General features: G+C 36.1%; 7 protein-coding genes. All 7 read left to right on the top strand.

From position 1 onward, the window contains the following. Positions 1-390: 390 nt before the first annotated feature. The 7 genes from QLS97_RS13285 (at position 391) to QLS97_RS13255 (ending at position 13,435) form a co-directional block, all read left to right on the top strand. Positions 391-2,388 carry a beta-mannosidase gene (locus tag QLS97_RS13285; RefSeq protein WP_282717326.1) on the top strand — a complete coding sequence of 666 codons (1,998 nt, stop codon included), beginning with the start codon at positions 391-393 and terminating at the stop codon, positions 2,386-2,388. Positions 2,389-2,590: 202 nt separating this feature from the next. Continuing rightward, positions 2,591-4,855, top strand: coding sequence for a GH92 family glycosyl hydrolase (locus QLS97_RS13280; protein WP_282717324.1), 2,265 nt, complete (start codon positions 2,591-2,593; stop codon positions 4,853-4,855). Positions 4,856-4,925: 70 nt separating this feature from the next. After that, positions 4,926-7,208 (top strand): GH92 family glycosyl hydrolase, encoded by a 2,283-nt coding sequence (locus tag QLS97_RS13275; protein WP_282717322.1) that lies wholly within the window; start codon positions 4,926-4,928, stop codon positions 7,206-7,208. A gap of 4 nt (positions 7,209-7,212) precedes the next feature. Continuing rightward, positions 7,213-8,673 (top strand): glycoside hydrolase family 125 protein, encoded by a 1,461-nt coding sequence (locus tag QLS97_RS13270; RefSeq protein ID WP_282717320.1) that lies wholly within the window; start codon positions 7,213-7,215, stop codon positions 8,671-8,673. 62 nt (positions 8,674-8,735) lie between these two features. Next, entirely contained in the window at positions 8,736-9,824 is a 1,089-nt protein-coding gene (locus tag QLS97_RS13265) for a glycoside hydrolase family 18 protein (protein ID WP_282717318.1), read from the top strand. A 121-nt stretch (positions 9,825-9,945) separates the two neighbouring features. Beyond that, a complete protein-coding gene (locus QLS97_RS13260) occupies positions 9,946-11,028 on the top strand; it encodes an alkaline phosphatase family protein (protein ID WP_282717317.1) in 1,083 nt (360 codons plus the stop codon). 85 nt (positions 11,029-11,113) lie between these two features. Beyond that, the gene (locus QLS97_RS13255) at positions 11,114-13,435 is read left to right on the top strand and encodes a glycoside hydrolase family 20 protein (protein WP_282717316.1); all 2,322 of its coding nucleotides are present in this window, start codon (positions 11,114-11,116) and stop codon (positions 13,433-13,435) included. The last annotated feature ends 12 nt before the right edge of the window (positions 13,436-13,447 follow it).

The raw sequence follows: 13,447 nt of genomic DNA, 5'->3' as shown, positions 1-13,447 counted from the left end.
AGGTTTTACCTCCCGACTTGTTTTATTATTTATCATCTTGATATTTCTAATAAAAAAAGGTAAAAAAACAGATGTTATTTAATAGGGTTTAGTTGTTTTTATCACCTCTTTTTTCGCAATGCACAACGTTTTATTCTTTGCTGTCTGCTGAAAAAAATGGAGTTACTTTCAATAATCTGCGGAATAGAATAGCATTGTTTACCCATGTTTTCACAATAGAAATAAAGCTGCTTTAGGCAGTTGTAACAATGATAAATTGATTAGATTTTTATACTTTTAAAATAGTAAACCAATAAATTATAATGCAATAAGGTGTTGCCAAAGGATAAAACACTTTTGTCCATTAGAATAGAAATTATACACAAATAATGATTTTAATACTCCCTTACAATGAAATCTAAAAAAGCCTTTTTTTGGTTTGGAATCCTTTGTTTTATAAACCTGTTTTTTGTGGCGAATGCTCAAAATAGTTCAGTAGTTCTCAAAAACGGCTGGCAATTTCGTCAGGAGAAAACGGTAAAATGGAATGCTGCAACAGTACCGGGAGAAGTGCATACTGATTTATTGAATAACAAACTTATTCCAGATCCGTTTTTTCGTGACAATGATAAAAAATTGCAATGGATTGAGAAGAAAAACTGGGAGTATAAAACTTCTTTTCAAGTGACTCCAGAAGCATTAAAGAAAAAAAATGCAGCACTGGTTTTTGATGGATTGGATACCTATGCAACGGTTTATTTGAATGGGAAATTAATATTAAAAGCGAATAACATGTTTCGTCAATGGCGTGTTGATGTGAAAAAGTATTTGCATCCCGGTACGAATAAATTAGTGGTTGTCTTTGTATCGGCGCAAAATGTAGTGGATTTACTTGCCAAGAGAGATTTACCTTTTGTAATTCCGGATAATCCTCGTTTGTATGTTCGGAAAGCACAGTATCATTTTGGTTGGGATTGGGGACCTAAATTTACGACCTGCGGCATTTGGAAAGAAGTAAGATTGGAGACTTTCGACGAAAAAACACCAGAGAAGCCATATGTTTTAAATCGGAAGATTGAATTGGTACAACAACTGGACAGTCTTGGAAAATCATTTTATTTTAAAATCGACGACAAGCCGGTATATATGAAAGGGGCAAATTATATTCCATCGGATGCTTTCCTTTCGAGAGTTACTAAAAAAGAATACGAAAAGATAGTTTTGTCTGCTAAAGATGCTAATATGAACATGCTTCGTGTTTGGGGTGGCGGTGTTTATGAAGACGATTATTTCTATGATTTATGTGATAAATACGGAATCAATGTTTGGCAGGATTTCATGTTTGCCGGAACGATGGTTCCCGGTGATAAAGCGTTTTTTGACAATGTAAAAGAAGAAGTGCAGTACCAAGTAAAGCGTTTGCGTCATCATCCGAGCATTGTTTTGTGGTGCGGGAATAACGAATCTGACGAAGCATTTAAAAACTGGGGCTGGCAAAAATCGATGAATATGTCAAAGCAGGATTCGACTCGTTTGTGGAAAGATTATGTTCGCTTGTTTCAGGACAGTATTCCAAAATGGGTAAAAGAAGTGGATGATAAAAGACCATATATTAGCAGCTCACCATTATTTGGTTGGGGTAGGAAACAAAGTATTACAGAAGGTGATAGTCATTATTGGGGAACTTGGTGGGGATTAGAAGATATTGAAGTGGTTAAAAATAAAACAGGACGTTTTGTTAGTGAATACGGAATGCAAGCGATGCCGAATTATTCTTCGATAGAAAAATTTACGTTGCCTGAAGACCGTCATTTATTTTCGGATGTATTAAAAGCACATCAAAAAGCAGGAAATGGTTTTACGAAGTTAAACTCCTATTTGAATCGTTATTTTATTGATTCCACCAAAGTAAAAAACATGAAAGTAGAGGATTATACCTATCTCACGCAGTGTTTACAGTATTATTCGCTAAAGAATATTATTGGGATTCATCGTTCCAAAGCGCCTTATAATATGGGAACTTTAGTTTGGCAATTGAATGATTGTTGGCCTGTGGCGAGCTGGAGTGTTACGGATTATTATAACCGACAACCCAAAGCGGCTTGGTACGCCATGCGGGAAGCGTATCGGGATGATAAAATTCCTGAGATTGATCTGACGCGTCCTATAGATTTAAAATTGGAAAATCCTAAAATCAGTTGGAGCATTAAAGGAAATGAAATAATCATTAAAGCCCTGAAACCAGCCAAATATGTCTATGTTGAAATTAAAGGATACCAAGGGAAATTAAGTACGAATTATATGGATTTATCTGCCGGAGAAGAAATGAAAATTTCGTTCGAAGGGAAAATAACAAAGCCAATTATCACGGTTATGTCATTGTATGATGTAATTAATCGATACAAGTAAAATTAAGGTTCTAAGCAGCTAAGAAACTAAGGTTTTTGTCTTAGAATGAATTTAGGATATTAAAGAATATCATATCCAAATAGGGCTAACTGTTGTTTTTTGACCCAATTAATTATAAATGTTAAATCCGCGTCATCTGTGTTCTATTTCTTCAGAGAGATTTATTTTTACAGTACGCAAGTCATATTTAAAACAAAACAAAATGATTTCAAAATATAAACACCTTGTTTTCTTAATAATTATTTTAGGTATTTTACCGGTTACTTCACAGGTGAAAACCAAAAAACAAAACAGTTTAGATTACACTCAATATGTGGATCCTCTGATTGGTTCTGCTGGTCACGGCCATGTTTTTGTGGGTGCCAATGTGCCTTTTGGAGCGGTTCAGCTAGGTCCGGTAAATGTTTTTGAGGGTTGGGATTGGTGCAGTGGCTATAATTACGCGAGTAATACGATATTAGGATTTACGCACACCCATTTGAGCGGAACTGGAATTGGAGATTTGAATGATATTCTTTTGTTGCCGGTATCAGGAAAAGTACCGCTTACCAAAGGAACAAAGGAAGATATGGTTACCGGTTATGGCTCTTATTTTTTGCATGAAAATGAAATTACTAAGCCCGGTTATTACAGCGTTTTATTGGATAAATACAAAATAAAGGCTGAATTAACGGCAACCGAAAGAGTTGGATTCCATAAATACACTTTTAATTCTGTTGATGATTCCCATATTTTACTTGATTTAGCAGATGGTGTGGGTTGGGATAAACCAATGAAAACATTCATAAAAAAAACTGGAGCTAAGACGATTGTTGGTTACCGTCATTCGAAAGGTTGGGCTGATGACCAAAGAGTCTATTTTGCAATGGAATTTTCGGAATCTATTTCGAATATTTCCTTGTATGACAATGTTTCAGTGGTGTTAGGAAATCAAGGAGAAGGTGTCCGAATGAAAGCTGTTATTGATTTTGCAACTTTAAAAAATAAACAGGTTTTAGTCAAAGTTGGTCTTTCGCCAGTGAGTTATGAGAATGCTTCCGCAAATATAAAAGCGGAGATTCCAACTTGGGATTTTGCAAAAACGGTGAAACAAGCCAATTCAAAATGGAATACCGAATTAAATAAAATTCAGATTAAGGCCGATGAAAAAACGATGAAAGTTTTTTACACTTCGTTGTATCATACGGTTTTTGCACCTTCTATTTTTAATGATGCCAATGGCGATTATAGAGGAACAGATAAAAAAGTATATGAAAAAGCAAATTTCACAAATTATACCACTTTTTCGCTTTGGGATACGTACCGCGCTTTGCATCCTTTGTACACGATTACGCAACCCGATAAAATTAATGATATTGTCAAATCATTCTTGGCAATCTATCAGCAACAAGGAAGATTACCGGTTTGGCATTTGATGGGTAATGAAACCAATACCATGAATGGGAATCATTCGATTGCTGTTATTGTAGATGCGTATCTAAAAGGCTACCGCGATTACGATACGGCACTTGCGTATGAAGCTATAAAGAAAACGGGAATGCAAACCCGCGACGGAATGGATTATGTTCAAAAATTGGAATATATTCCTGCCAATACGATGTTAGAAACTGTTGGAAATGCATTGGAATATGCTATAGACGATTGGTGTGTAGCCCAAATGGCAAAAGCCTTGAACAAGACCGAGGATTATACTTATTTTTCAAAAAGAGCTAATCTGTATAAACTTTATTTTGATAAAGAAACTACTTTTATGAGAGGGAAATTAGCCAATGGAAATTGGAGGACGCCTTTTAATCCGCTTTCATCTGCTCATCGCAAAGACGATTATGTAGAGGGAAATGCGTGGCAATACACTTGGTTGGTTCCTCAAGATCCTTATGGTTTAATTGATTTATTTGGAAGTGAAGATAAATTTATAGCCAAGTTAGATGCTCTGTTTTTAATAACTGACAAAGTGGAAGGCGAAGAAGCTTCTCCGGATATTAGTGGTTTGATTGGACAATATGCACAAGGAAACGAACCCAATCATCATATTCCTTATTTGTATGCATACGCTGGACAACCTTGGAAAACGGCAAAACTGATTCGGGAAATTGACGATAAATTCTATTCTACAAAACCGGATGGATTATGCGGTAACGAAGATTTGGGACAAATGTCGGCTTGGTATGTTTTCTCCGCGATGGGTTTTTATTCGGTTAATCCAGCGAACGGAATTTATATTTTAGGAAGCCCATTGGTAAATAATGCAACCGTAAAAAACAAAAATGGTATTTCATTTACATTGAAAGCAATAGATAACAGCAGCACTAATATTTACATTCAGAAAGCGGAATATAATGGGAAACCCTATACAAAATCCTATATCACTCACGATATGATTGTAAAAGGAGGCGAATTGAAATTATATATGGGACGCAAACCTTCGGGAACTTGGGGTGTAAAAAAAGAGGATAGACCTTTGTAACAGTATTCAGTGCTCAGTCGCAGTTTAGAGAATCTGGAGAGGATTTTAGGAATTATATTATATTAAAATTATGAAGATAAAAAGTTTGATTTTTGGTTTAACGTTACTTTGTGTAGTTGCAAATGCACAGACCAAAGTTTTAGATCCAGTGGAATATGTAAATCCTTTGATGGGTACACAATCGGTGCATAGTCTTTCTAATGGGAATACGTATCCGGCGATTGCAAGACCTTGGGGAATGAATTTTTGGACACCGCAAACCGGTAAAATGGGAGACGGATGGATTTATACGTATACCGCTGAAAAAATTAGAGGGTTCAAACAAACGCATCAGCCTTCACCATGGATGAATGATTACGGACAGTTCTCCATTATGCCAGTTACAGGAAAATTAGTTTTTAAAGAAGACGAAAGAGCCAGTTGGTTCAGTCATAAATCTGAAACAGTGAAACCGTATTATTACAGTGTTTATCTTGCCGATTATGATGTGACTACCGAATTAACCACTACTGAAAGAGCGGCACATTTTCAATTTACATTTCCTGAAAATGAGCAATCTTCAATTGTGATCGATGCTTTTGACAAAGGGTCTTATGTTAAGATAATTCCATCTGAAAATAAAATTATAGGATACACGACTCGAAATAGTGGCGGAGTTCCTGCTAATTTCAAGAATTATTTTGTGCTAGTATTCGACAAGTCTTTTTCATCAAGTTATACTTGGAAAGACACTATTTTGGAAAAAGATAAATTGGAAAGTTTAGCCAATCATGCAGGTGCTGTAGTGAGTTTTAAAACTAAAAAAGGAGAGAGAATCAATGTTAGAGTCGCTTCTTCATTTATAAGTATCGAGCAAGCCGAGTTGAATTTGAAAACGGAATTAGGGAATGCTTCTTTTGAAAAAACTGTTGCGGAATCAAAAGAAGAGTGGAATAAAGTTTTAGGGAAAGTAAAAGCGGAAGGTGGCAGTGACGAACAATTCAGAACTTTTTATTCTTGTTTGTACCGTACCGCTTGTTTTCCTCAAAAGCATTATGAAATAGATGCCGCAGGGAAAATTATGCATTACAGCCCTTATAATGGCAAGGTTTTACCAGGTTATATGTATGCCGGTACCGGTTTTTGGGACACTTTCCGCGCCTTGTATCCATTATTGAATTTAGTGTATCCTTCCATAAATAAAGAAATGCAGGAAGGTTTGATTAACGATTATAAAGAAGGCGGATTCTTGCCAGAATGGTCCAGCCCAGGATTTAGAAATGTGATGGTAGGGAATAATTCGGCATCCGTAGTTTCTGATGCTTATATGAAAGGATTGCGGGATTATGATATCAATACATTGTATGAAGCCTTGTTGCATGGAGCCAATAATGAAGGACCAATGGATGCGGTAGGTAGAAAAGGCGCTGCGTATTACAATACGTTAGGGTATGTTCCTTACGATGTAAAAATCAATGAGAATGCAGCACGAACATTGGAATATGCGTATGATGATTTTGCTATTTGGAAATTGGCGAAAGCCTTAAACCGTCCCAAAAAAGAAATCAATTTGTTTGAAAAGCGAATGATGAATTATAAAAATGTTTTTAATCCTTCGTTCAAATTGATGAGCGGAAGAAATAAAGACGGAAGTTTTCCTGCGGATTTTAATCCTTTCAAATGGGGAGATGCCTTTACCGAAGGCAACAGTTGGCATTACAGCTGGAGTGTTTTTCATGATGTGCAAGGCTTGGTTGATTTAATGGGAGGCGAAAAAGCATTCACTACTAAGTTGGACGCTGTTTTTAGCATGCCTCCAGTTTTTGACGAAAGTTATTATGGCTCCGTTATTCATGAAATTCGGGAAATGCAAATCATGAATATGGGGCAATATGCGCACGGCAACCAGCCTATTCAGCACATGATTTATTTGTATAATTACGCTGGTCAGCCTTGGAAAACACAATACTGGTCCAGAGAAGTAATGAACCGATTGTATAAACCTACAGCAGACGGATATTGTGGTGATGAAGATAACGGACAAACGTCGGCCTGGTATGTTTTTTCGGCGATGGGCTTTTATCCTGTTTGTCCAGCTACAGAAGAGTATGTTCTAGGAGCGCCTTTGTTTAAGAAAGTAACGTTGCAATTAGAAAATGGAAAAGAAGTAATCATAAATGCTCCGGGTAATTCGGAAGATAATAAATATGTTCAGGAATTAAAATGGAATAATAAAACATACTCTAAGAACTATATCAATCATTTTGATTTGCTCAAAGGAACGGTATTGGATTTTGACATGAACAATATTCCTAATAATCAAAGAGGAACTTCGTCGAGTAGTTATCCATATTCTTATTCAACTTCAAAATAATACGATGCAAACACGTAGAAAATTTATAAAAAATACAGGTATTTTATCCGCAGGATTGTTGGCAATTCAGTCGGAAGTTTTTGCTTCTGAGTCCAATATTTTTAATTTTTCAATAAAGGATTTTGTCAGTAAACGTCCACCATTAGCCGAAAGAAAATTTACCAGTGAAGCTATTGAAGCAGCTATTGTACGCATCAAAAAACAAATTGCAAATCCGGAACTGGCTTGGTTGTTCGAAAACTGTTTCCCGAATACATTGGACACGACAGTCGATTTTGAAATCATCGATGGCAAACCGGACACCTATGTAATTACCGGAGATATTGACGCGATGTGGTTGCGGGACAGTACAGCCCAAATTTGGCCGTACATTCCGTTTGTAAAGGAAGATCCAAAACTTGGTGAACTGGTAAAAGGAGTGATAAACCGCCAGACCAAATGCATTTTGCTTGATCCGTATGCCAATGCTTTTTATAAAGATTTCAATCAAGTAAGCGAATGGAAAAATGATATTACCAAAATGCAACCGGGAATTCATGAGCGCAAATGGGAGATTGACAGTTTGTGTTATCCCATCCGATTGGCGCATGGTTATTGGAAAGAAACGGGTGATATAAGCTTGTTTGACAAACAATGGAAAGAAGCCATGCTTTTGGTATTGCAAACGTTCAAAGAGCAACAACGTATGGATAATAAAGGACCGTACACTTTTCAGCGAACGACTGCTTGGGCTACTGATGGTGTTCCATTGAGTGGTTACGGTTATCCGGTAAAACCTTGCGGGCTGATTGTTTCTACCTTTAGACCAAGTGATGACAGTACCTTGTTTGGGTATTTGATTCCAAGTAATATGTTTGCCATTGAAGTACTTGGTTATTTAATGGAGATTTTCTCTCTGCCGGAAATTAAGGATGCTGATTTGGTTGCCAAAGCCAAAGAATTACAAGAACAAGTGCAAAAAGGATTAAAAGAAAACGGAATTATCAAACACCCAAAATTTGGAAAAATAATCGCTTTTGAAGTAAATGGATACGGAAGTTTTCACATGATGGATGATGCTAATGTACCATCTTTATTATCATTGCCTTATTTAGGAGCGATCCAACCGGATAGTAGTTTGTATCTTAATACCCGAAAAGTAGTCCTTTCAGAAAACAATCCATTTTTTTATAAAGGAAAAGCGGGTGAAGGTGTTGGAGGACCGCATACTGGCGCTGATACCATCTGGCCGATGAGTATTATTTTAAGAGCGATTACCAGTGTTGATGAAAACGAAATAAGAAAGTGTATCAGCAATTTGATAAAAACACATGCCGATACTGGTTTTATGCACGAGTCCTTTCATAAGGATGACGCAACAAAATTTACCCGAAAATGGTTTGCATGGGCAAATACACTTTTTGGGGAATTGATAGTTCATACGAGTAACAAGTACCCTCAAATTTTAAGCGATAAGAATATTTAGGCAATATCAATATCAATGTGAAAATCAACAATGTGTGTTCGAAATCAATAAATAATGTAAAAATGAAGAGTATAAAATTCCTTTTTTTATTACTTCTTGTCACTAATGGTATAGCAGCTCAGAGCAATAAAAATCTAGCTGTAATTGCATATTACACGGGTGATGATAAACTAATAAATGAGTTTGAGATAAATAAACTGACGCATATTATTTATAGTTTTTGTCATTTGAAAGAGGGTAAATTAAATGTTGACACGGCTAAAGATTCCCTTGCCATTAAACATTTAGTATCATTAAAAGCTAAAAATCCTCAGTTAAAAATCATGTTGTCATTAGGTGGTTGGGGTGGTTGTGCTCCTTGTTCCGATGTTTTTTCTACTGAAAAAGGAAGAGCGATTTTTGCAAAATCGGTACAAGAAGTCAATACTTATTTTAAGTGCGACGGAATAGATTTAGACTGGGAATATCCCACTATAGAAGGAGTTCCAGGGCATTTGTACCAAAAAGCTGACAAAAATAATTTTACGGAACTTATAAAAATTCTTCGCCAAACCTTAGGGAATAAGAATGAACTGAGTTTTGCGGCTGGAGGATTCCAGAAATATTTAGACGAATCTGTCGAATGGGAAAAAATAATGCCATTGGTGGATCGCGTTAATATTATGAGTTACGATTTGGTAAACGGTTATTCAAAAGTAACGGGACATCATACGCCACTGTTTAGCACCAAAAAAGACGAAGAATCTACTGATAAAGCGGTAAACTATTTATTAAAATTGGGAATACCTGCCAATAAACTAGTTATTGGAGCTGCCTTTTATACCCGAGTTTGGAAAGAAGTATCCAATATTAATAACGGTTTATATCAATCGGGTGAACCAACCGGTGGTGTGAATTTTAAAGAATACACCACTTCATTTACAGCAGTTAAGGGTTGGGAATATTTTTGGGATAAAAAAGCAAAGGCACCTTACTGGTATAATGAAGAATTAAAATTATTTGCTACTGGTGATGACATTGCTTCTGTTAAAGCAAAAACGAGCTATGCAATACAAAAGAAACTAGGCGGTATTATGTTTTGGGAACTGGTTTTAGACAGTCCGCGCAATGGGATGCTGGATGCGATAGATCAAATAAAAACAGCTAAATAATTCAATTTGGATATTTTATAATCAGTATTAATCCAATTAAAAGCAACAAATTAATTGATTTTGTAAGCATTTATCAAAAACAACGAAAAAGTATATTATTTATAACTTGATAAAAAATAAAATGAAGAAAATTGCAGTACTATTGTTGGTTTTTACAAGTGTTATTTCTAATGCACAACAAGCAGAAAATATCATTATCATCACTACAGACGGGTTGAGATGGCAGGAACTTTTCAAAGGGATGGATTCCTCCATCGCTAATAATCGAAAATTTAATCAGGGTGACAGCACTTATATTTTTAAAAAATATTGGAGTGATGATGTTAAAGAAAGAAGGGAAAAGCTGATGCCTTTTATGTGGTCACTTGTTGCCTCAAAAGGACAAATATATGGCAATAGAAATTATAACAATAAGGTAAATAATGCCAATCCTCATTGGTTTAGTTATCCAGGGTATAGCGAAATTATGACTGGTTATGCTGATCCTGCAATCAATTCAAATGAGTATAAGCCGAATCCTCATGTTACGGTATTGGAGTTTTTAAACCAGCAACCAAAGTTTAAGGGTAAAGTAGCTGCTTTTGGTGCTTGGGAAGCATTCGATAGAATCTTAAATGAAAAGCGAAGTGGTATCCCTGTAGCTTCTGCCTATGATAAAATTGGAGGAAATAAACCAACTGCCCAACAAAAGCTGATTAATGATATGTTGGCTGATTCCTATAAGCCTTGGCATACAGATGAGTGTTTAGATGTTTTTACGCATTATGAAGCTTTGGAGGAATTAAAAACGAACAAGCCAAAAGTATTGTATATCGCCTACGGAGAAACAGATGAATGGGCACATGGCGGACAATATCGTTCCTATTTAGATGCCGCTCATCAAGTAGATGCATGGATTAAGCAAATATGGGATTTTGTGCAAAATGATCCACAGTATAAAAACAAAACTGCTTTAGTCTTTACAACGGATCATGGCCGTGGGGATAAAATTAAAGCAGAATGGACGAGTCATGGAAGTGCTATACAAGATGCATCCGAAATATGGTTTGCAGCAATGGGAACGGGAATTACTGCCAAAGGAGAAATAAAAACGGAAGGACAATTCTATCAGGAACAATTTGCCCAGACTATTGCTAAATTACTGGGGTATACTTTCAAGGCCAATCATCCGATAGCTAAAGAAATAACAGAAGTATTGAAATAGAAACCTGTTTTGAGTAGTCGAAATCAGTTAAAATAGTAAGGATGTGAATTACATCTTTTTAGAGTATCAAAATAAATTATAATCTATGAATAGTATAATAAAACAAACAGTTACGGCACTTAGAAGTTCAGTCCTATTATTTCTTTTATTAGCTTCAATGGTAGTAAATGCGCAACAACAGCCTTCTATTATTCCAAAACCCGTTGATCTTAAAATGGGGAATGGTAACTTTACAATTGATGGAAATACGGCAATCCAATACAAAAAATCACAAAAAGAGTTAAAAGCAACTGCTGATTTTTTGGCATCCTATATTAAAAATATTTCAAGATTTTCTTTAAAATCAAATAAAGCTGCAGCGAAAAAAGTGGAGTTTGTAATTGAAAAAAGCATTCAAGATGAAGGATATCAGTTAACTGTATCTCCAACTGCTATTGTGATTAAAGCGAGCAGCCCAAAAGGTATTTTTTACGGCATACAATCGATATTGCAAACCTTACCGGCTATACGTACTAATGCAGCTTTGGAAGTGCCGGTTATGCAAGTGAATGATTATCCTCGTTTTAAATGGAGAGGAATGCACCTTGATGTAAGCCGTCATTTCTTTGGTCCCGATATGATAAAAGAATACATTGACTTGATGGCGTCCTACAAAATTAATGTGTTTCACTGGCACCTTGTGGACGATCAAGGATGGAGAATTGAAATAAAAAAATATCCAAAGCTTACAGAAATTGGAGCTTGGCGTGTAGATTATACAAATCTAAATTGGAGAGAAAGACCACAAGCTAAAGAGGGAGAAAAGCCAACTTACGGAGGTTTTTATACACAAGAACAAATTAAAGAAATTGTGAAATATGCTTCAGAGAGAAATATAACCATTGTGCCTGAGATTGAAATGCCGGGCCATGTAGCTTCTGCGATTGCTTCTTATCCACAATTAAGTTGTACGCAACAACCGCAATTGCCTTTAACAGGAGGGAATTATATTAATATGGCATCTAATTATTGCGCTGGAAATGAAGCAGTTTTCTCTTTTTTACAGGATGTACTTAGTGAAGTTTTGATGCTTTTTCCTTCTACTTATATTCATTTAGGAGGGGATGAGGTAGACAAAGCACCTTGGAAAAAATGTTCTCGTTGTCAGGAAAGAATGAAATCGGAAGGGCTGAAAGATGAAGAGGAGTTGCAGAGTTATTTCATGAAAAGAATGGAGAAATTTATCATCAGCAACAATAGAAAAATGATTGGTTGGGATGAAATTTTAGAAGGAGGACTTGCTCCGGAAGCTGCTGTTATGAGTTGGCGAGGTGAAGCCGGTGGAATCGAAGCGGCAAAAATGAAGCATAATGTGGTAATGACTCCAGGTTCTCCGTGTTACTTTGACCATTATCAGGCAGGGCCAGAGGGAGAGCCTTTTGCCATTGGAGGTTTCAATACCGTAAAAAGAGTATATGATTACGAACCTATTCCTAAAGAATTAAAGACGGAGGACGCAAAGTATGTTTTAGGTGCTCAGGGTAATGTTTGGACTGAATTTATAACAACAACGGAACATCTGGAATATATGGTGCTTCCTCGTATGGTAGCGTTAGCAGAAGTTTTATGGTCTCCAAAAGAGAATAAAAACTGGGATAACTTTAATGAAAGATTGCAGTATCACTTTAAAGGATATGCACAAAAAGGCTTGCATTATTCTCCGGGTAATTTCACGGTAAATATCAAGCCCTCTTCTCAAAACGGACAATTGATGGTAAGTCTTTATTCTGAAGCATTGAATGGACAGATTCGCTATACAAAGGATGGTACGGAACCTACTTTGCAAAGCGAAAAATACGAAAAACCTATAGCTATCAAATCATCTCTTGTATTAAAAGCATCCACGGTTGTAGACGGACAAATAAAAGGACTGCAGGCTGCAAAACAAAATTTTGTGATGCATAAAGCCGTTGGAAGCTCTGTGCAATACATTAATCCAGTAAGCCAATATTACTTGGCCGATGGTCCAAACTCTTTAACGGATGGTGTTCGAGGCACAAATGCAGTGGGTAAATACTGGCATGGATTCAGTGGGAAAGATATGATTGCAACAATAGATTTAGGGCAAGCTAAGACAATTGAAAATATTTCACTGGGTTGTTTACAAAATTATAGCGATTGGATTTTTTTACCGCAATCTGTGAAATTTGAGGTTTCAACAGATGGAAAAGTTTTTAAGGAAATTAAAACAGTAAACAATCCTGTTGATATCAATCAGAAATCGGCAGTACATAATTTTAGTGCAACATTTACACAGGAAAAAGTAAGATATATTAGAGTAACGGCCAAAAATAATCTTTGTCCTCTAGGTCATAGCGGAGCTGGAAAACCAGGATGGTTATTTGCGGATGAAATTATAGTAGAGTAATATACCGATCAT

This window comes from Flavobacterium yafengii (assembly GCF_030010375.1).
In the GTDB taxonomy this organism is placed as follows: Bacteria; Bacteroidota; Bacteroidia; order Flavobacteriales; family Flavobacteriaceae; genus Flavobacterium; species Flavobacterium yafengii.
Note: the sequence above shows the minus strand (reverse complement) of the source record. Positions and strands in the feature narration are given on the sequence as shown.

What these genes read in the sequence shown, in the direction of transcription:
- QLS97_RS13255 (WP_282717316.1), top strand. Translation starts at nt 11,114, where the DNA reads ATGAATAGTATAATAAAACAAACAGTTACGGCACTTAGAAGTTCAGTC.
- QLS97_RS13265 (WP_282717318.1), top strand. Translation starts at nt 8,736, where the DNA reads ATGAAGAGTATAAAATTCCTTTTTTTATTACTTCTTGTCACTAATGGT.
- QLS97_RS13275 (WP_282717322.1), top strand. Translation starts at nt 4,926, where the DNA reads ATGAAGATAAAAAGTTTGATTTTTGGTTTAACGTTACTTTGTGTAGTT.
- QLS97_RS13260 (WP_282717317.1), top strand. Translation starts at nt 9,946, where the DNA reads ATGAAGAAAATTGCAGTACTATTGTTGGTTTTTACAAGTGTTATTTCT.
- QLS97_RS13270 (WP_282717320.1), top strand. Translation starts at nt 7,213, where the DNA reads ATGCAAACACGTAGAAAATTTATAAAAAATACAGGTATTTTATCCGCA.
- QLS97_RS13285 (WP_282717326.1), top strand. Translation starts at nt 391, where the DNA reads ATGAAATCTAAAAAAGCCTTTTTTTGGTTTGGAATCCTTTGTTTTATA.
- QLS97_RS13280 (WP_282717324.1), top strand. Translation starts at nt 2,591, where the DNA reads ATGATTTCAAAATATAAACACCTTGTTTTCTTAATAATTATTTTAGGT.